Origin of the sequence: Streptomyces sp. NBC_00820 (assembly GCF_036347055.1) — a bacterium.
GTDB lineage: Bacteria > Actinomycetota > Actinomycetes > Streptomycetales > Streptomycetaceae > Streptomyces.
In genome coordinates, this window is the sequence record NZ_CP108882.1 from 835,962 (window position 1) to 854,540 (window position 18,579).

19 protein-coding genes are annotated in these 18,579 nt (G+C 70.5%); 12 read left to right on the plus strand and 7 right to left on the minus strand.

Annotation, left to right across the window (positions count from 1 at the left end; genetic code table 11):
• Positions 1-8: 8 nt before the first annotated feature.
• Both OIB37_RS03925 and OIB37_RS03930 read right to left on the minus strand, forming a co-directional pair.
• Positions 9-404, minus strand: coding sequence for a hypothetical protein (locus tag OIB37_RS03925; protein WP_330456090.1), 396 nt, complete (start codon positions 402-404; stop codon positions 9-11).
• A 139-nt stretch (positions 405-543) separates the two neighbouring features.
• Entirely contained in the window at positions 544-1,806 is a 1,263-nt protein-coding gene (locus OIB37_RS03930; RefSeq protein ID WP_330456091.1) for a DUF418 domain-containing protein, read from the minus strand.
• A 312-nt stretch (positions 1,807-2,118) separates the two neighbouring features.
• Between OIB37_RS03930 and OIB37_RS03935 the strand changes: the two genes are divergently transcribed.
• The 4 genes from OIB37_RS03935 to OIB37_RS03950 all read left to right on the plus strand — a co-directional run bounded on the left by OIB37_RS03935 (position 2,119) and on the right by OIB37_RS03950 (position 5,534).
• Positions 2,119-2,787: a response regulator transcription factor gene (locus tag OIB37_RS03935; protein WP_330456092.1), complete on the plus strand. Its 669-nt coding sequence runs from the start codon at positions 2,119-2,121 to the stop codon at positions 2,785-2,787.
• Complete coding sequence (locus tag OIB37_RS03940; RefSeq protein ID WP_330456093.1) at positions 2,784-3,896, plus strand: sensor histidine kinase; 1,113 nt, start codon at positions 2,784-2,786, stop codon at positions 3,894-3,896. The genes OIB37_RS03935 and OIB37_RS03940 overlap by 4 nt, the downstream gene beginning before the upstream one ends.
• Before the next feature lie 270 nt (positions 3,897-4,166).
• On the plus strand, positions 4,167-5,138 hold the full coding sequence (locus tag OIB37_RS03945; protein WP_330456094.1) for a Dyp-type peroxidase: 972 nt from the start codon (positions 4,167-4,169) through the stop codon (positions 5,136-5,138).
• Between the two features lie 144 nt (positions 5,139-5,282).
• Positions 5,283-5,534 (plus strand): hypothetical protein, encoded by a 252-nt coding sequence (locus tag OIB37_RS03950; protein WP_330456095.1) that lies wholly within the window; start codon positions 5,283-5,285, stop codon positions 5,532-5,534.
• A gap of 163 nt (positions 5,535-5,697) precedes the next feature.
• On the opposite strand, the gene OIB37_RS03955 is transcribed toward OIB37_RS03950, so the two are convergent.
• The gene (locus OIB37_RS03955; protein WP_330456096.1) at positions 5,698-6,849 is read right to left on the minus strand and encodes a glutathione-independent formaldehyde dehydrogenase; all 1,152 of its coding nucleotides are present in this window, start codon (positions 6,847-6,849) and stop codon (positions 5,698-5,700) included.
• A 399-nt stretch (positions 6,850-7,248) separates the two neighbouring features.
• On the opposite strand from OIB37_RS03955, the gene OIB37_RS03960 reads away from it, so the two are divergent.
• Positions 7,249-7,650 carry a PPOX class F420-dependent oxidoreductase gene (locus OIB37_RS03960; RefSeq protein WP_330456097.1) on the plus strand — a complete coding sequence of 134 codons (402 nt, stop codon included), beginning with the start codon at positions 7,249-7,251 and terminating at the stop codon, positions 7,648-7,650.
• Positions 7,651-7,706: 56 nt separating this feature from the next.
• Here OIB37_RS03960 and OIB37_RS03965 read toward each other — a convergent pair whose 3' ends face one another.
• Entirely contained in the window at positions 7,707-8,420 is a 714-nt protein-coding gene (locus OIB37_RS03965) for an HAD family hydrolase (protein ID WP_443058111.1), read from the minus strand.
• A gap of 292 nt (positions 8,421-8,712) precedes the next feature.
• Here OIB37_RS03965 and OIB37_RS03970 point away from each other — a divergent pair, with 292 nt between their 5' ends.
• Positions 8,713-9,387 (plus strand): hypothetical protein, encoded by a 675-nt coding sequence (locus tag OIB37_RS03970; protein ID WP_330456098.1) that lies wholly within the window; start codon positions 8,713-8,715, stop codon positions 9,385-9,387.
• Between the two features lie 183 nt (positions 9,388-9,570).
• On the opposite strand, the gene OIB37_RS03975 is transcribed toward OIB37_RS03970, so the two are convergent.
• Positions 9,571-10,110, minus strand: coding sequence for an EF-hand domain-containing protein (locus OIB37_RS03975; RefSeq protein WP_330456099.1), 540 nt, complete (start codon positions 10,108-10,110; stop codon positions 9,571-9,573).
• Positions 10,111-10,304: 194 nt separating this feature from the next.
• Between OIB37_RS03975 and OIB37_RS03980 the strand changes: the two genes are divergently transcribed.
• Both OIB37_RS03980 and OIB37_RS03985 read left to right on the plus strand, forming a co-directional pair.
• Positions 10,305-11,144 carry an MOSC domain-containing protein gene (locus tag OIB37_RS03980; RefSeq protein ID WP_330456100.1) on the plus strand — a complete coding sequence of 280 codons (840 nt, stop codon included), beginning with the start codon at positions 10,305-10,307 and terminating at the stop codon, positions 11,142-11,144.
• A 227-nt stretch (positions 11,145-11,371) separates the two neighbouring features.
• Positions 11,372-13,045 (plus strand): esterase-like activity of phytase family protein, encoded by a 1,674-nt coding sequence (locus tag OIB37_RS03985; protein WP_330456101.1) that lies wholly within the window; start codon positions 11,372-11,374, stop codon positions 13,043-13,045.
• Between the two features lie 101 nt (positions 13,046-13,146).
• On the opposite strand, the gene OIB37_RS03990 is transcribed toward OIB37_RS03985, so the two are convergent.
• A complete protein-coding gene (locus tag OIB37_RS03990) occupies positions 13,147-13,959 on the minus strand; it encodes an SAM-dependent methyltransferase (protein WP_330456102.1) in 813 nt (270 codons plus the stop codon).
• Positions 13,960-14,004: 45 nt separating this feature from the next.
• On the opposite strand from OIB37_RS03990, the gene OIB37_RS03995 reads away from it, so the two are divergent.
• Entirely contained in the window at positions 14,005-15,468 is a 1,464-nt protein-coding gene (locus OIB37_RS03995) for a PP2C family protein-serine/threonine phosphatase (RefSeq protein WP_330456103.1), read from the plus strand.
• Positions 15,469-15,578: 110 nt separating this feature from the next.
• Here OIB37_RS03995 and OIB37_RS04000 read toward each other — a convergent pair whose 3' ends face one another.
• Positions 15,579-16,019, minus strand: a complete 441-nt coding sequence (locus OIB37_RS04000) for an ATP-binding protein (RefSeq protein ID WP_330456104.1) — start codon at positions 16,017-16,019, stop codon at positions 15,579-15,581.
• A gap of 237 nt (positions 16,020-16,256) precedes the next feature.
• On the opposite strand from OIB37_RS04000, the gene OIB37_RS04005 reads away from it, so the two are divergent.
• Genes OIB37_RS04005 through OIB37_RS04015 form a run of 3 tightly spaced genes read left to right on the plus strand, consistent with a single transcriptional unit; the run spans position 16,257 to position 18,230 of the window.
• Positions 16,257-17,132: a helix-turn-helix domain-containing protein gene (locus OIB37_RS04005; protein WP_330456105.1), complete on the plus strand. Its 876-nt coding sequence runs from the start codon at positions 16,257-16,259 to the stop codon at positions 17,130-17,132.
• Entirely contained in the window at positions 17,129-17,389 is a 261-nt protein-coding gene (locus OIB37_RS04010) for a DUF397 domain-containing protein (protein WP_330456106.1), read from the plus strand. Before OIB37_RS04005 ends, OIB37_RS04010 begins: the two co-directional genes overlap by 4 nt.
• A gap of 34 nt (positions 17,390-17,423) precedes the next feature.
• Positions 17,424-18,230 (plus strand): SAM-dependent methyltransferase, encoded by an 807-nt coding sequence (locus OIB37_RS04015; RefSeq protein ID WP_330456107.1) that lies wholly within the window; start codon positions 17,424-17,426, stop codon positions 18,228-18,230.
• Positions 18,231-18,579: the final 349 nt, after the last annotated feature.

Genomic DNA, 18,579 nt, shown 5'->3' on the forward strand with positions numbered 1-18,579 from the left:
AGGTCGGATCAGGCCGCGGCGTCCGGTGCGGTGCCTCGCAAGGCGGAGGATCTGCCGCTACTGGACGTACTCGGCTGATCCGACAACGCGGCGAGGTGCCGTGCCGGGCGTCGCGGACCCGAGCTGATCCAAACGACACCCCCTAGATCGGTCAGGATCATCTCCGAGCGCTTCCGCATGCGATCCACCCACGCACCGGCCGGCAACCCGACCAGGAGTGAGCCGGCCATGGTCGCCGCGGTGAGCAGCCCGACCTGGAACTCCCCTACGTCCAGTGCCACGATCGCGACCAGGGGCAACGCCAGGAGGATGATGCGGTCGCCCAGCTGACCGAGCGCGGTGGCGACGAACAGCCGCCCGAAATCCGGGTCACGTAAGAGGCCGAGCCGGGAAGTCATCGACATTCGGGTACCTGCCAAACAGGGGACTTCGCTTCCACACCCTGAACGTCCGGTGATCGCCGGGCGTTCCGGCGTCACGCGAACGAGCGAACGAGCGAACGAGCGAACGAGCCCACGAGCCCACGAGGAGCGTGGAGAGCGGTCACGTGATGTGCCGCGCGAGCCGAGTGGCCAGATGGAGCAGGTGCTCGAAGGGACCTCGCCTGAAGAAGCGGGTCCACACGACGGCCACGAGGACGGCGGCCGCGATGAAGCCGAGGAGGACCGGCAGCTCGGACATGGTGTCGCTCTCGACCGCGGGCACGTGCCAGACCTCGGTGAAGCACCAGAGAGCGACGATGTGCAGAACGTAGACGGTCAGGGCCATCGTGCCGACGGCCGCGACGGGCGTGGCCGTCCGGGTGAGCCGCGGCAGCCGCTCGGCGACGGTCAGGCACGCGGCCACCACCAGGACGGCGACACCCGTGTTGCCGAGGACGGAGAAGGTCGTCTGGCTGTGCGGGGCGGCCACCAGCAGCCAGACGGCCGGGGTACGGCGGGTGGGGTCTCCCACGGTGTCCGACCACCACGCGGACGACGCGGACCCGCCGTCCGTGGCCGCCGAGACCGCGGAGAGGGCGTGCGGGACGAGCCGCAGGGCCAGCCAGGAGCCGCCGTAGCCCACCACGGCCAGCGACGCTCCGGTGAGGGCCAGCCGGCACCGGATGCCGGGGCGGCCGAGGTCCAGCCGGGCCACCGCCATTCCCGCGACCAGGAAGGGGATCCACGTGAGCACCGGATACTCCCCCGTGAACAGCAGCTCGACACACCCGTCCGTGCCGCTGACCCGGGCCAGCGGGTCGTGCGCGACGACGACGTCCGCCCAGTTCCCGGCCTCGATGGACCTCCGGATCGCGAACAGGACCTGCGGCAGGATCAGCGCCCCGGCGGCCGCGACGGCCGCGAGGGCGGCCGCCCGCAGCCGGTACAGCGGGACGACAGCCAGGAACAGCAGGCCGTAGAAGCTGAGGATCACGTCGATGTCGGTGCCCAGGGCGGTCAGGACGTAGCCGAGGACCATCAGGAGGAGAGCGCGGATCACGACCCGGGCCACGGCCTGCCGGCCGGCACGCCCGACACGGGGTCGCGGGCGGCCCGTGATGATCACGAGCGAGAAGCCGGCGAGCACCGCGAAGAGGGCGGAGGAACGGCCGCGCGTCGCCTCCATCAAGAAGCCCACCGTGCCGCCGACGCTCACATCGGGGCCGACGTGCGCGGCGTACATGCCGAAGACCGCGAGTCCGCGGGCCAGGTCGATGCCGACCAGCCGTCCCTTCGACGACGCTTCGGCCGCTGCCTGCCGGGGTTCCGCCTCGACACCGTACGACGCGCCTGCCGGAACGGCCGACGATGCGTGCCGGGTCATGTTCTCCAGGGTCGGTGTCCAGGGTGCGTCGGCGCCTCTGGCTGCTTTCCGAAGGCACCCTGTCGACCGGCCGAAACCGGACCGGCCGACCGGCGGACCGGCCGTCCGGTCTGCCGGCTGGTCTGTCGGTCCGGTTTCAGTCGGCCGGCCGGTCGGGAGCGGTACCGCGGCAGTACCCGGGAGCAGTGGCCGGCCCCACGGGGCGACCCACGGCCCGCCTCCGCCAACCGGCGGGAAGCGCGGTCTGCCCGGCTACGGGCGGCGTCGGCGTGGTAGGCATCGAGCGGCGAGCACGCGAGGAGCGGAGCGCAGGTGATCCGGGTACTGCTGGTCGACGACGAGGCTCTGGTCCGCACGGGTTTCACACACATCCTCAACGCGTCGGACGACATCGAGGTCGTCGCGGCGGTCCTGGGCGGCGAGGCCGTACGGGCGGTACGCGACCTCCGGCCCGACATCGTGCTGCTGGACATCCGGATGCCGGACGTGGACGGACTGACGGTGCTCGCCGGTCTCCGTCGGCTGCCCGACCCTCCGGTGGTCGCCATGCTGACCACGTTCGACACCGACGGCTACGTGGCGACGGCCCTGCGCTCGGGCGCGGCCGGATTCCTGCTGAAGGACACGGACCCGGATCAGCTCCCCCACCTGGTGCGCACCCTGGCCGAGGGCGACCCCGCGCTGTCGTCCAAGGTGGCCCGTACCGTGATGCACGGTTATCTCGACGGCGGCACGCACGACCCGTCCGCCGTGCACCTCACCGCCCGGCTGACCGAGCGCGAGCGGGCCATCCTCGTCCTCATGGCCAGGGGACTCGCCAACACCGACATCGGCGAACGCCTGCACCTGAGCACCGGCACGGTCAAGGGCCACGTCAGTGCCCTCTTCGCCAAGCTGCGGGTGAGCAGTCGCGTCCAGGCGGCCGTGATCGCCGAACGCGCGGGGCTGCTGGCGCCGCCCGCGGACGAGGACACCGGATGAGACCCCGCAGACCACCGGCCCCGGTGCTGGACGCCGTCCTCGTCCTGGCCGCGCTGGCGGACACCTGGGTGCACGTCGACTTCGACGCCGGCGCGGCCATGGCCTGCGCGCTGCTCGGCGCCGTGGCCCTCGCGCTGCGCCGCAGGCTGCCGCTGCTGACCTTCCTGCTCACGCTCCCCAGTGCCCTGATCACGGACGCGTCGTTCGCCCCCATGGCCGCTCTGTACACGCTCTCCTCGCTCAGCCGCCACCGGTTCCTGCTGGCCGTCTGCGCCCTCGCCTTCGCCGCCAGCGACTTCCTGCCCTGGCCCTGGTCGTCGCTGCGGCCCGGTGAACTCACCCAGGCCTACGGCCTGTTCGACCTGAGCTACACACTGGCGACCGCGGCCGCGCCCGTGTTCCTGGGTCAACTCGTCCAGGCCCGACGCGAACTGTCCCTGCGGCTCGCCGAGATCACCGAGGCCCGCGAGAACGAGCGGCTGCTGACCGCCCAGAGCGTCCTGGCCAAGGAGCGGGCGCAGCTCGCGCGGGAGATGCACGACGTGGTCTCCCACCAGGTCAGTCTCATCGCCGTACAGGCCGGAGCACTTCAGGTCGGCGGCCGGGACGCCGAGACCCGGCAGGCCGCGGCCACGATCCGGCGGCTCAGTGTGCAGACCCTCGACGAACTCCGGCACATGGTGAGCGTGCTGCGCGCCTCCGGCAGCCGTCCCACGGAACTCACCCCGCAGCCGTCCCTCGCCGACCTGCACCGGCTCATCCACGTCAGTGGCATCGAGGCCCGGCTCGACACCGAGCTGCCCGAGGACCTTCCGCCCGCCGTGCAGCGCGCCGTCTACCGCACCGTCCAGGAAGCCCTGACCAACGTCCGCAAGCACTCCCCCGGTGCCACGGCGACCGTGCGTATCCGTCACACGGAGGGCACCCTGCGCACCACCATCACCAACACCGCCGCCACCCGGTTCGCGCTCGCCCTGCCCAGCGCCCACCACGGTCTGGCGGGACTGCGCCAGCGCGCCGAACTCCTCGGCGGCACCTTCTCCTCCGGTCCGACGTCCGACGGCGGGTACGAACTCCGCCTGGAACTCCCCGTCGAACAGGCCCGATGACCGCTTCGGGCCCCGTGTGACGTTCCCCGCCGGCATGCGTGGTCCCGAGAGGCGTTCCCCACCCGGCGTCCGCGGGCTCCGAGTGGCGTTCCCCGCCCGACGCCGACCCCCGACGTCGATGCCCGGCGTCCATGCCCGGCGTCCACACTCGACGACCCGATGCCCGATGCAGGTGGCGGACCGTCCTCCGGTGCCCGATGCTGGTGGGGCTGGGCTGCCTGGTGAACGGCAGCACCAGCTCATTCGCATGCCGCGCACCGGGAGAAGGTCATGGACCACACTGCAGCGCAGGACGCCACCGGCAAACACGCTGTCGACACCGAGCCGCAGTACATCGACACACCGTTGACCTCGGCGGCCGCCTTCCTGGTGCTGGTCGTCAACGAGGGCGACCAGGCGATGGCCACCGCCCGCTCGGTGGTCGCCAGTACGGACGACCTCATCAAGGATCTCCTCATCCGGGACAGCAGCGGCACGTTCACCTGCAACGTCGCGATCTCGCACCATGCCTGGGAACCACTGACCGCGAAGCCCCTCCCCAGCGAACTCAAGCCGTTCCAGGAGATCAGGGGCGCCCAGCACACCGCCGTCTCCACGCCGGGTGACTTGCTGTACCACGTCAGGGCCGGTTCGACGGATCTGATTGTCGAGTTCGAGAAGATCCTGCTCGACGCCTTCGGGGACTCCGTGACAGCGGTGGACGACACCGCAGGCTTCCGCTACTTCGACGGACGCGACCTGCTCGAATTCGCCGACGGCACAGCGAACCCGAACGGCCTCAGCCTGCCGGAATCCACCCTGGTGGGCGCGGAGGACCCGGAGTACGCCGGGGGAAGCTACGTCGTCATCCAGAAGTACCTGCACGACCTGGCGGCCTGGCGCGCCCAGACGACCGAGACACAGGAAGCCATCATCGGCCGTACCAAGTTCGACAACGTCGAACTGCCCGACGCGACGGAGGGCCAGAAGTCGCACAAGACGCTGTGCACCATCCAGGACGCCGAAGGTGAGCACGACATCCTGCGCGACAACATGCCGTTCGCGACCCCGGGACGCGGTGAGTACGGTACGTACTTCATCGGCTACTCCAGGCACCTGTGGGTGATCGAGAAGATGCTGGAGCGCATGTTCATCGGCGATCCGCCCCCGCTGCACGACCGGATCCTCGACTACTCCAAGGCCGTCACCGGAGTGACCTTCTTCGCTCCTGCCCGCCAGTTCCTGACCGACCTGGCCGACTGAGCGACGGGGCCACGCGGACGCGATTTCCGCACCGCGACAGGGCATCACACGGCTCTCGTCGCACGGCTCCCGGTCATGTTGCCGTCGACACCGCATGGTCAGAGGATGGGGTCATGGTCGAACGACCAGAAGAGGTGAGAGACCATGACCCGCAAGGACCACGGAACCGGAAAGCGCGACGCGTCGGAGGCCGCACGCATCCTCGCCGATCCGAACTCCACGCCGGAGGAGCGCTCGGTCGCAGCCAGTGACCTGTCCGAGGCAGGCGTCGGCAAGCACACGAGCAAGCGCGTCGCCTCCGAGGCCGGGCAGTTGCTGGACGACCCCGACATCTCCGAAGACGACCGGTCCGTCGCCGGCAGCGACCTGTCCCAGGCGCGCAAGCGCAAGCACTGAGCCGGGACACCAACCGTCCCCGTCCGGAGCACCCCACTCCAGCACCCGTCGCCCGCATGAGCGCCGGGTGCTGGCCGTTCACGGGACGGGCCGGGCACCGGCCCCGTCCCTCGGGGTTCACGTCCCGGATCACGCCGGGTTCACGCTCCGGATCACGCCGGGTTCACGCCGCGAGGTCGTGACCCGGGTGCAGCACCACCTTGGTGTAACCCTCGATGCGCTTGTCGAACTTCTCGTACGCCAAGGGGGCCTGCTCCAGCGGCAGCTCGTGGGACACCACGAAGCTGGGCGTGGCGCGCCCGGAGATGATGAGGTCGCGCAACTGGCGGTTGTACCGCTTGACGTTGCACTGACCGGTTCCCATCTTCTGCCCCTTCTCGAACATCTTGCCGATCGAGACCAGGAGTTGGCCGTGCTTGGCGTGCTCGTCGGGTCCCCCGGGGTCGGACGGCACGTACAGGCCCGGTATGCCGAGCCTGCCGGTCGGCCGCACCGTCTCGACGAGTTCGTTGAGGACGATGGCGGGTTCCTCGTGGCTGGAGTCGGACGACTGGGCCTGGTAGCCGACAGCGTCGATGCCCTTGTCCGTCCCCTCTCCGTTCGTCATCTCCTTGATCTGCTCGGCCGGATCGCCCTGGGTGAAGTCGATGGGGATGGCCCCGATCTCCGCGGCCTTGGCGAGCCGTTCGGGCACCCGGTCGACGACGAACACCTTCGACGCGCCGCGCAGCAGCGCCGAGTAAGCGGCCATCAGGCCTACCGGCCCGGCGCCGTAGACGGCCACGGTCTCGCCGGGCGAGACCTGGGCGAGCTCGCAGCCGTGGTACCCCGTCGGGAAGATGTCGGCGAGCAGCACGAAGTCGGTCTCGAACTCGTCGCCCTCCGGCAGTTTCAGGCAGTTGAAGTCGGCGAAGGGCACCCTCAGCAGCTCCGCCTGACCGCCCGTGTACGGGCCCATGGCCACGTATCCGTAAGCCCCTCCCGCGAAGCCGGGATTGACCGTCAGACAGAATCCGGTGTCGCCGGCGAGACAGTTCTTGCAGAATCCGCAGGCGACGTTGAACGGCATCACGACACGGTCCCCCACGGACAACGAGGTCACGCCGCTGCCGACCTCCTCGATCACCCCGAGGTTCTCGTGTCCGAAGACGATGCCCGGCTCGGCCGCCGTGCGGCCCTCGTACATGTGCAGGTCCGACCCGCAGATCGCGGACGACGTGACCCGCACGATCACATCGTTGGGGTGCAGGATCCCCGGATCCTCGACGTCCTTCACCACCACGCTGAAAGGCTCTTCGTAGACGACGGCCTTCACTTTCGGTCACCTCCGCGTCCAACGCCGGATGGCGGCGGCGAGGAGGAGCGCTGACGGGGACGCGCAGCAGGGCACCCACCCGCACCATGACATGATCATGGCGCGGTGCGCTCGCTTCACCGCCGGTACTTCCAGGTAACGCCCGTACGGCAGGGGTCGCAACCCATGCCGCGGACGCCCGGGCACATCGGCGGCGCGCATCGCTCATCACGTCTCGGCACGGCGCTCATCGCGTCTCGGTACGGCGCGGTACGGCGCGGCACATCTCGGCAACCAAGCAGGGCGGCCCGGCCCGCGAAGCTCCCCGGCGCTGTGGTCCGGGGGTGCCGGAGAGCCGGATTCCGCGCCGTGGCTACCGTGACCCCAGCACACCACCGGAACGACCACTGGAGAACCACCGTGCCCGTGCCCCTCGGCGAGGACGTGGTGGCGCTGCTGCGCCGCCCCAGCACCTGCTACATCGCCACGACGATGCCCGACGGCTCGCCCCAGCTCACTCAGACATGGGTCGACACCGACGGCGAGCACGTCCTGATCAACAGCGTCGAGTCGCATCAGAAGACCCGGAACATCGCGCGCGACCCCCGGGTGGCCGTCGCAATCTCCGACCCCGCGGAGCCTTCCTCCTACGTCCAGATCCGCGGCCGCGTGGTGAAGGTGGCCACCGAGGGTGCGGTCGAGCACATCGAGGCGCTCGCGCAGAAGTACCTCGGCGGGCCCTACCCGTGGTTCGGCGGCCGCGACCAGGTCCGGGTGATCTACGTGATCGAGCCGGACCGGATCAGCAGCCCCCGCGGCTGACAAGGGCTCCGGCGCGGCCTCGCTCACCGGCCGGTCAGCTGCTGGTCAGCTGCTGGTCACCAAGGTCGGGCTCGTGGTGCGGGAGTTCGGCCGGCAGGGTCGCGATCCGCCGGGGCGTGTCGTGCGTGGGTATCTCCCCGCGCACGGCGGGTGCCGAGTGGCGCGGCACCGTCCAGGTGAGCCGCGATGCGGGCGATGGTCTGTTCGTTGCCCTCGAAGAGGTGAGCCCGCATGCCCGCCGCCCGGGCGGCCTCGACGTCGACGGCGTAGTCGTCGATGAAGAGGCAGTCCGCCGGTGTAACTCCGAGGCGAGCACACGTGATGCCGAAGGCACGCGGGTCGGGCTTGCGGACACCGATTTCGTGCGAGTAGACGATCTCCTCGACGAGTTCGCCGAAGCCGTACGCCGCCGCCTCCCTCTCACGGGCGCCCACGAAGCTGTTGCTGAGGATGCCCAGTCGGCACCGGGGGCGCAGCACCCGCACGTACTCGATCAGCTCCGTGTTCGGCGTCCCCAGGTACTCGGCCCACAGGTCGGCCATGAACGACTCGACCCGCCTGTCATCAAGGCCGAGCCTGGCACCGACCTGTGCGCGCACCTCCGCCTCGCCGACCGTCCCGACGGCCCCGGCCTCCCATACGTCATCGAGCATCCGGTCCGCACTCCCCGGAGACAGCCCGAGCCGCTCGTCCCATCGCCGCAGCCAGCCTGTCGGGGGTGTGATCTCCAGGACTCCGCCGATGTCGAGAACGACGCAGCGCGGTTCCATGCGGGTTTCCCCTCGTCCAGCCCCCGGCCGCAGCAACGGCAGCAACGGCGCGGAGATAGTCGGCCTGATCGCCGTGAACACCCTCGGCCTTCACCTTCGGGGAAGGTCAAGGCCATGAGCGCGCTCGTGGTGCGCACCGCCGGCAGCGGCTCGGCGAGTTCTGCCGTGAGGGCATGAAGACCACGGCGCGTGGCCGCCCCCACGCTGTCCGACGGCGTCGTCGAGACCCTGGAGACCCTCGAGACCGGCGCTCCAGGAGCAACGAACTCCGCCGGAGCTCGTTGATCACGACATGAAAAACGTCATCGCGCAGGGGGAGTTGCGCACGCTGGTCACGGTCGCCGCGCTGACACTGGGGGCGACGAACGCGGGAAGCGCGCAGGCGAGCCCGGCGACCCCCGGGTGCCCGACGGCGGAGATCTTCGCCACCGACAACACCGCGATCATCACGGATCCGGCCGACCCCCGGCTCACGTCCCGCCTGACGCGCTTCGACCGCGAGGTGCGCGGAATCATCCACGCCCATGGTGCGAGGCCCGGCGCCTCGACCCTCCTGGACGGCGTCTTCTGGTCCGGTTCCCTGAACCAGGCCACCTACGAGCGCTCCCGCACGTTCGACGTCGACAAGGTCGGCCGCGACGGGCTCCACCACATCGCCGGCGTCATCGCCAAGGAGTACCGCCAGGAGTCGGTGCTCACGTTCCGCTGTCTGCCCCGGACTTCGCCGGAGACCGACGCTGTCGAGATCCAGGCGCCGGGCGTCAGCCGTACCCGACTGCACGACGCCCTGCTCGCGGACCCCGAGAGCCGTGCCGAGCTCGGCGGTGGCTCGGTCACCCTCGACGGACGGCTCATCCTCGTCGCCACGCTCGCCGACCTGCCACTGGCCCAGAAGTTCACGCGCACGCTCGGCGTCGACGTGAACAAGGCGCAAGTGCGCTACGGCGACGAGGAGTTCGTGAGCTGAATCGGCGGCACCTCGCCATCGAGACGGGGCAGGCGATCGCACGACGCTGCGGAGTGACGCGCTGAGAGCCGAGAGCCGGATCGCCGCGTGCCGGGCTGTACGGGGGCGCGGCGCGCGATCGCTCCCCCGGGGCGACCAGCCGGACTTTCGCCGGCAGGACTCCCGCTACCGGCAGGACTCCCGCTAGTTGGCGAACCGACCGCAGAGCCAGTTGCCCGGCTCCCGAGGGTCGTCGCTGATCCAGAACTGGCGCCACAGAAGCGCGAACTCGTCGCGGCTGAGGTGGCCGTCGCCGTTGAGGTCGAGCAACTCGAAGACGCCCGTCACGTCCACGGACCGCCCGTTCCAGGTCTCGACGAGCCTGCGGTGTTCATCCGGGGAGATGCGGCCGTCACCGTCGGCGTCCACGGCGTCGAACACGGTGTCGGCGGTGGCGGTGACGTCCGCGACCATGGTGGGCAGCCTGTCGACGACCGAGAGCAGTTCGCTCATGTCGACCGTGCCGTCCCCGTTGGCGTCCCCGGCCTCCAGCAGCGCCGCCCACCAGCCCATCAGCAGCGTCTCCACCCTCGCACGCAGCTCCGTGCCGGGCCCCACTCGCGGGAGGCGGCTCCAGCGGGCGACGAGTGCCCTGAAGTCCTCCTCGCGCAGACAGCCGTCGCTGTCCGCGTCGAACGCGGCGAACATCCCCTTGAGCTTGCGCTCCTGAAACGCGCTGGCCATGAGCGGCCCTCCCTCGACGCCGAACCGAACCGAACCGCGAACCGCCGGTGACCGCCCGACGAGGTGGCGAACAGCGTGCAACTATAGGCCGATCGCGCCACCGGCCCCACGGGCACATGTGCGCGAACGGTCACCCGTCGGACGGGTGCCGGTGATCTGGTCAAGTGCCTTGCCCGAGCCCATGATTGATCTCCATGGGGACTCTGGTCGCGGTGCACCGGTATCCGGTGAAGTCCATGCTCGGCGAGACGTTGACGGGCGTGGCCGTCACGCACGCGGGGCTGGCCGGAGACCGCACCCACGCCGTGCTCGACGACGACGGGGCTGTCGGGAGTGTCAAGCACCCGCGCAAGTGGGGGCGACTGCTGTGGTGCCGGGGCCGGTCGGGCGAGGACGGAACCGTCGAGGTCGCACTTCCCGACGGGACGAGGTTCCCGGCGGAGGATCCCGAACTGGGCGCGCGTCTCTCCAAGTTGCTGGGACGCCAGGTGTCCGTCTCGGCCGACGCATCGGCCGGCGCCAGGCTCGAGCGTGCGGTGCCCGAGTACGAGGGCGGGGTTCCGGATGCCGTGCGCGAGTCGGCGTTCGTGGACGGCACGGGCACGGAGGTCACCGTCGGCAGGGTCGCTCCGGGAACGTTCTTCGACTTCGGCAAGGTCCACCTGGTCACCACGTCCTCCTTGGCCAGGCTCCGGGCCGTGCACCCCGACGGCGACTTCGATCCGCGCCGCTTCCGGCCGAACCTGGTCGTCGACACCGGCGAAGGACAGGATTTCGTGGAGGACACCTGGGTCGGCCGTCGAGTCCGCGTGGGCGAGGCGCTGTGTCGCGTGGTGGTGCCCACCCCCCGCTGCGTGGTCCCCACCCTCGGCCAGGACGGCCTCCGGGCCGACCCCGGCATCATGCGCGCCATCGCACGCGAACACCGGACACCCGTCTTCGACCTGGGCCGGCTCGCATGCCTCGGCGTCTATCTGGACGTCCTCGAACCGGGCATGGTCCGCACGGGCGACTCGGTCACGCCGCAGGACTGACCGTCGTGGAGTCTTCCGGACCGGTGCTACCGCCGACTGAGCGCGTGGAAGCGGCAGTTGGGGCGGCGTCTTGATCGGTTCACAGGGGCGGGGCCTCGATCCGGGCGCGCGAGGTGAGGCCTTGATCTGCTGTACGAGGGCCTCGCTCGGGCCGTCGGGTTTCTTTTTGAACCGAGGGTTCACCGACGGTCCCCTCGGAGTTCACCATCGACCGAAAGGTTCTGCGTGTGACTTCAAGACCCTTCTCCCGTAAGAGCGCCCGGATCGCCATGGCGATCGGCGCCACCGTCGCCGTGGTGGGCGCGGGCACGATCGCGGCGCAGGCCGGCGGCCGCCCGCCTGCGCCCTCCCACGACTTCGACGCGGTCTCCGACTCCTTCTCCGGTCACGGCACGGTGACCGGAGACGTGCTGCGCAACGACCACGGCGCCACCGCGGTGGTGCGGCACACCGCTCCGTCCGACGGCGAGGTGACGATCGACGCGGACGGTACGTTCTCGTACACCCCGAGGTCCGGCTTCAAGGGCACGGACACCTTCATGTACACGACGACCGACGCGGTGCGGCTGTTCAAGGACACCCGGTCGAACGGGACCCCCATCCCGCCGCTCGGACAGGTCGCGGGTCCCGGCGGCACCACCACCAGGATCTCCGGTGAGGGCTTCGGCTCGTCGCTCGCCCCTGTGCCGGGCAGGCCCGGCCACTTCTACGGCCTCACCGACCGCGGCCCCAACGCCGACGCCCCGGACGGCAACAAGGCCGAGATGGTCCTCGACTTCACGCCGGCGATCGGTGAGTTCAGGCTCGTCGACGGCAGGGCCGAACTCGTCAGGAAGGTCGCCCTGAAGGGGCCGAGGAGCCTCGGCGGGGTGCGGTACAGCGGCCGTCCGCCGCACGACACGAGCGAGACGATCGACGACGTCGCCGCGACGAACGCCCACGGCGGCACCCCCACGCCCGTGGCCAGGGACCCGTACGGCTACGACTCCGAGGGCCTGGTGGCACTGCCGGACGGCACGTTCTGGGTGTCGGACGAGTACGGCCCCTACCTCACGCACTTCGACGCGCACGGCTACGAGCTGGGCCGGCTGACCCCGTACCGGAACAGCCCGGACAACGCACACCACAAGATCGTCGGATACCTGCCGCCCGAGCTCGCCGACCGGGTGAAGAACAAGGGCATGGAAGGCCTGACGGTCACGCCGGACGGCTCGGCCCTGGTGGGTGTCATGCAGGCCGCGCTGCAACAGCCGGATCTCGGCGGCACCAAGGCCGCGGGCGTCGCGGCCACCCGCATCGTCACGATCGACCTGCGCACGTTCAAGTCCAGGCAGTACCTGTACCTGTTGGACAACCCTGCGTCCACGGGCGACGCCAACAGCGAGATCACCGCGCTGTCCGGCACGAGGTTCCTCGTCGACGAACGTGACGGCGCCTTCGAGCCATTCGCCCACAAGACCCTCTACGAGGTCGACATCGACGGCGCCACCGACATGAGTGGCCTGACGCTCGGCGGCAAGTCGCCCGAGGCGCTGATCGGAACGGCCGGCACCAACGCGGCACTCGCCGTGCTCACCGGTGCCGGGGTCCACGTCGCGCAGAAGCGGTCGTACCTCGATGTCGGCGCGCTGGTGAGCCAACTCGACCCCAGCGGAGCGTTCTTCGGGCACGACAAGGTCGAGGGCGTCGCCACCACGAACGCCGGCAGGACGCTGTACCTGTCCAACGACGACGACTTCGGCATCGACACCATCGCCGTCGACCCCGACGGGAAGTGGACCGTGCACCAGAAGGTGCTGCCGCCCACGGGCCAGGAGGACAACGGCGAGATCCTGAAGGTGGACACCACCAAGCTGCCGGCGGTCCTCAAGACCGTCACGGTGACGATCCACGTGCGCTGACGCGACACCTCACAGCCGTCGGGCCCGTCCACCGGAGCGGACGGGCCCGACGCGTGTCATGGGCGCACCGAACGGCACCCGGTCGACGCCCGCACGCCCGCCTACGCGTTCTTGCGGCCGACGCCCGCGTACACCCAGTACTCCGAAGGATTGTCCGGGAGTTCCTTCTCCGGGTCGGGGCGCCACAGGGGGACGTGGACCAGACCGGGCTCCGTGAGGTCGAAGCCGGCGAAGAGTCCGAGGATGTCGTCGTGGGAGCGGGCGGTCACCGGGGAGGTGGCCCGGGACCGGTAGAGCTGCCCCACCGCGGCGGCGGTGTCGGGGCGGTCCTGGTTCGTCGCGTGGGACATCGCCAGCCAGCTGCCGTCCGGCAGGGCGTCCCGGAACGCGGCCACGATGCCCGCCGGGTTCTCCTCGGTCGCGACGAAGTGCAGGATCGTGATCATCAGTACGGCTACGGGCTGCTCGAAGTCGATCAGCTTGCGCAGCTGCGGTGAATCCAGGACGCCGGCCGGCCGGCGGATGTCGGCGTCGACGATGTCCGCGTCCGGATTGCCTTCGAGCAGGGAAGCGCTGTGCGCCACGGCCACGGGGTCGTTGTCGACGTACACCACCCGGGCGCCCGGGCTCGCCGCCTGCGCCACCTCGTGGACGTTGCCCTGGGTGGGGATGCCGGAGCCGAGGTCGATGAACTGCCGTACCCCGGCCTCGACCAGGAACCGCACCGCCCGTCCGAGGAAGTCCCTGTTGGCCTGGGCCAGGACGCGTACCTGAGGGTCGATGGCCGTGAAGGCCGCCACCGCCTCCCGGTCTATGGCGAAGTTGTGCTGTCCGCCCAGCATGGCGTCGTACATCCGGGCGACGCTCGCTTTGTCGGCCTCCACCCCGGGCACCGGACCTGCACTGCCGCGCATCTGAATGTCCTCTCCAGTAATGGATCTTGACGGTTCGTCATATAGTTGCACAACGACGCGCGGCGCCCCCTTCTTTCCGTCGCGCGGTCGGCCCCCACGCGGAAAGGCACGACCCTGCGGAACGACCCGCGCAGCCGCATCGACGACCCACCCCTCACCCGGCCGTCACCGCGCCAGACCTTCTCCTCCCCCGCCGCGGACGCCATCGGTTCCGCGCTCGATCTTCGACTGACCGGCAGCCAGCTCGCGTACGCGCTGACGCCCGCCTTCGCCGACGCCGCGTCGGTCTACCTGCTGGAGCGGTGGCGTCGCGGGGAGAACGCGCACACCGCCGTGGACCCGGCGAGGATCGAAGCGCACCGGCTGGCACTAAGGGTGGGGTCGGACGCCCGGGAGGACTGGGAGGGGGTGCTGCCGGACGGCGAGGTGATCGTCTTCCCGCGCGAGACGCCGTACGCCCGCGCCCTCGCCTCCGGGCAGGCGCAGCTGCTCGACTCCGTCGACGCGCACACCTCCGAGCGGCTCATCGCCTCCGGCAGCGGCGACGCGCGGATCCACGAACTGCTGCGGGTGGCTTCCTTCCTGGTCGTGCCACTGCGGGTGCGGGACCTGACGATCGGCTTCGTCGCCTGCTCCCGCCGGCCGGACAGAGCGCCGTTCCTGCCCGCCGAGGCGGCGGCCGTGGAGGCGCTGACGGCGCGGGCCTCCGTCGCCCTGGACAACGCGCGCCGCTACGAGCACGAGCGACGCACCACCCTGGCGATCCGCGACAGCCTGCCACCGGGCACGCTCCAGCTGTTCGAGGGCTGCCGAGTCGCCCACGACTCCCTGGCCGCCGGGCAGGACACCGTCATCGGCGGCGACTGGTACGACGTGCTGCCTCGGCCGGGCGGCCGGGTCGGGCTGATCGTGGGTGATGCCATGGGCCACGGCCCGGAGTCCGCCGTCGCCATGCTTCAACTACGCACGGCCACGAGGGTGTTGGCCGGGATGGACATCCCCGCGGTCGATCTCGTACGGCGCCTCGACGCGCTCGCCTGCGAGACGCCGGGCGCCTCCTTCGCCACCTGCGTCTACGTCGAGTGGGCCGCGCAGCAGCACACCTGCACCGTGATCAGCGCAGGTCACCCTCCCCCACTGCTGCGCGGCCCCGACGGCAGGACGGCCCCGGTCCCCCTGACCGAGGCGGGCCTGCCCCTGGGGCTCGGCACGGGTCACTACGAGGCGACCGTGTTCACCGTGCCCGAGCCGGCTCTGCTGGTGCTCTACAGCGACGGCCTGGTCGAGTCGCGCGACGCGGACATCGACCATCAGATCGCCCGCCTCGCCCACGCCGTGGACGCGGCCGTCGCCGATTCCGCGGACGCCGACGTCACCGATTCCGCCGACACGGACGGCCGGGAGGTCCTGCCGGCGCTGTGCCGACGCCTGCTGCACGCCCCCTCCGATCGCAGCGGCGCGGACGACCGCACCCTCCTGCTCGCCGAGCTGACACCCGCCAGGGCCTGATCGCCCGCATCCGGGGACTGACCACCCACGGCCGAGGACTGCCCGTCCGCGGTCGGGCCCCGTCCCCCATGCCCGTCTCCGGCGTCTCCCGCGTCCGTCCATCGCGCGCATCAGGCCGTCAGCGTCGCCCACACCGCCTTGCCACCGGTCAGCCTCGAACGGTCGACGCCCCAGGAGTCGGCGAGGTACTCGACGAGCAGCAGCCCCCGACCGCCCTCGTCGTCGGGCCCGGGGTCGCGCCGGGTCAGGCCGCAACCGGAGTAGTCGTGGTCGTGCACCTCGATGCGCAGGCATCCGGCGGTGACGAAGCCCATGCCGCACAGGATCCGCACGCTCGACGTGTGCCGGACGGCGTTGGCGGCCAGTTCGGACACCAGGAGCACGGCGTCCGCGCACAGTTCGCCGGACAGCCCCCATCCGCCCAGCCGGGTCCTCATCAAGCGGCGGGCCACTCTGACGCTGGGGCGGTAAGAGGGCAGTTCGATCCAGTGCGCCTGATCGGGGTCGGCGACGTCCAGCAGCTCGGGAGCGGAGGTCGTGTGGGGGGACACGGTGGTTGCCTTCCGTGAGGCGGACGCAGTCGCAGGAGGGCCGGAAGTGCACAACTGCCCAGTAACTAAGCGACGTTGCCCGTGATCGTGGATGCGATGCACGCAAATAACTATGCGCGCATCGGGGTTCACCCTGCAACCGACTCCCTGATAATTTCAGCGAGCCGGTTTCGGCCTGGTGGCTTCATCAAGTGACTGTCACACTCGTACTGATGACCGCCCCTCAGGAGGTAGGGAGTGAGCGAAGGCCGTTCGAACGCGGGCAGCACCAGTGCGCCCACCGTTCTGCGGATGGTCCTGGGTCGAAGGCTGCAGGAACGGCGGCAGGAAGCGGGCGCGTCCCTGGAGGACGCGGCACGGGCGCTTCGGGTCACGTCACTGACCATCCGCCGCCTGGAGAAGGCGGAGGTGGCGCTCAAACCCCTCTACGTGGAGAAACTGCTCGAGACCTACGGCGCCGACCGGCAGGAGAGGGACGAGTTCGTCGCCTTCGCCGAGCGGGCCAACGAGCCGGGCTGGTGGCACACCTACCGCGATGTGCTGCCGACCTGGTTCAGCGCGTACGTGAGCCTGGAGACCGGGGCGAGGATCCTGCGCACCTACGAGCCGCACTACGCGACGGGCCTGCTGCAGACCCACCAGTACGCGCGCGCCGTACTCGGCGGCGGCTTCCCGAACGACAGCGACGACGACCTCGGGCGGCGCGTGGACCTGCGGCTGCGCCGCCAGGCCCTGCTGGAGAAACCCGACGCGCCCACGCTGTGGGTCGTGCTGGAGGAGGCCGTCCTGCACCGGGTGGTCGGCGGCCCCGAGGTGATGCGGGAGCAGATCGAACGGCTCCTGGAGGTCTCGGAGCTGGAGCACGTCAGCGTCGACGTCGTCCCGTTCACCGCCGGCGCCCACGTGGGCGCGTGCGCCCCGTTCACCTACTTCCGGTTCGCGGAGCCCGAGCTTCCGGACGTCGTCTACAGCGAGATCCTCTCCGGCGCGATGTACCTGGACCAGCGTTCCGACGTCGTCGCCCATCTCGAGGCGCACAACCGCATGTCCCTGCTGACCTCTGACGCGCACAGCCGGGCGCTCCTGAACCACATGCGCAAGGAGTACTCATGACCATCATCGACGGCAGTGTCTATCGCGTTTACAACGGTATGCCGGCGTCGGACCTCGGTGAGCAGGGCTGGGAGTCTCCCTGGAGCGGCCCCAACGGCGGCCAGTGCGTGCAGACGAAGCAGCTCGCCGACGGCCGGGTCGCGCTGCGGCAGTCGACCGATCCCGCCGGCCCCGCGCTGATCTACACCCCGGAGGAGATAACCGCGTTCGTCACGGGGGTCAAGCAGGGCCTCGCCGACCATCTGACCACCGGATGACTTCTCCCCAACGGACACACCGAACAGGGACAGGATGACGAACTCACAGGCACCGCGGGACATCGACACCAGCAGGCCCCACTCCGCCCGCATGTACGACTACTACCTCGGCGGCAAGGACCACTTCGCGGCAGACAGGCAGGCCGCCGAGACCGTGGCGTCGGCCTACCCGGGCATCTTCGTCTGCGCCCGTGAGAACCGCGCCTTCATGCACCGCGCCACCCGCGTCCTCGCGCGGGAGCACGGCATCCGGCAGTGGCTCGACATAGGCACCGGCATTCCCACCGAACCGAACCTGCACCAGGTGGCCCAGTCCGTGGTCGCCGACGCACGGGTGGTGTACGCCGACCACGACCCGCTCGTCCTCAAGTACGCCGAGCGTCTGATGCGCGGCACCGCGGAGGGCCGCACCATCTACCTCGAAGCGGACGTCAACGACCCGCAGACTCTGCTCGACGCCCCCGAGCCGGCCGAGATCCTGGACCTCGGCCGGCCGGTGGCCCTGTCCCTCAACGCCCTGATGCACTTCGTGCCGGACGCCCAGGACCCCTACGGCATCGTCAGCCGCCTGCTGGACGCCCTGCCCTCGGGCAGCGCGCTCGCCCTGAGCCACTGCACGCCCGACTTCGACCCTCCCACCTGGCGGAAGGTCGCCGCCATCTACGACGACGCCGGAACTCCGGTGCGGTTCCGCTCGCGCGCCGAGGTGGCGCGTTTCTTCGACGGGCTCGAACTGCTCGACCCCGGCGTCTCCGTCGGCCACCGCTGGCGCCCGGACACCGAACCGACCGCCACCGACGCGGAGGTCAGCCTGTGGACCGGGGTGGGCATCAAGCCGTGACGCACACGCGCGGGGCCCTTCCCGGGCCTCCTGCCGCGTCCTCGCCTCCCCGAAGCCCTCGCACGGCCCCCACCACGGCCGCCGCGAGGGCTTCGGCTGCTCCTGGTCGGGGCTTCCTGTCCCCCCGCGCCGCCGGTCCAGGCCCTCTTCGACGCGCCGGCCGTAGGGGCTGTGGGGCCGCGGGGGCCGAAAGGGCCGTAGGGGCCGTAGGGGCCGTAGGGGCCGTAGGGGCCGTAGGGGCCGTAGGGGCCGTAGGGGCCGTAGGGGCCGTAGGGGTCCGTAAGGGCCGTAGGGGTCCGTAAGGGCCGTAAGGGCCGTAAGGGCCGTAAGGGTCCGTAAGGGCCGTAGG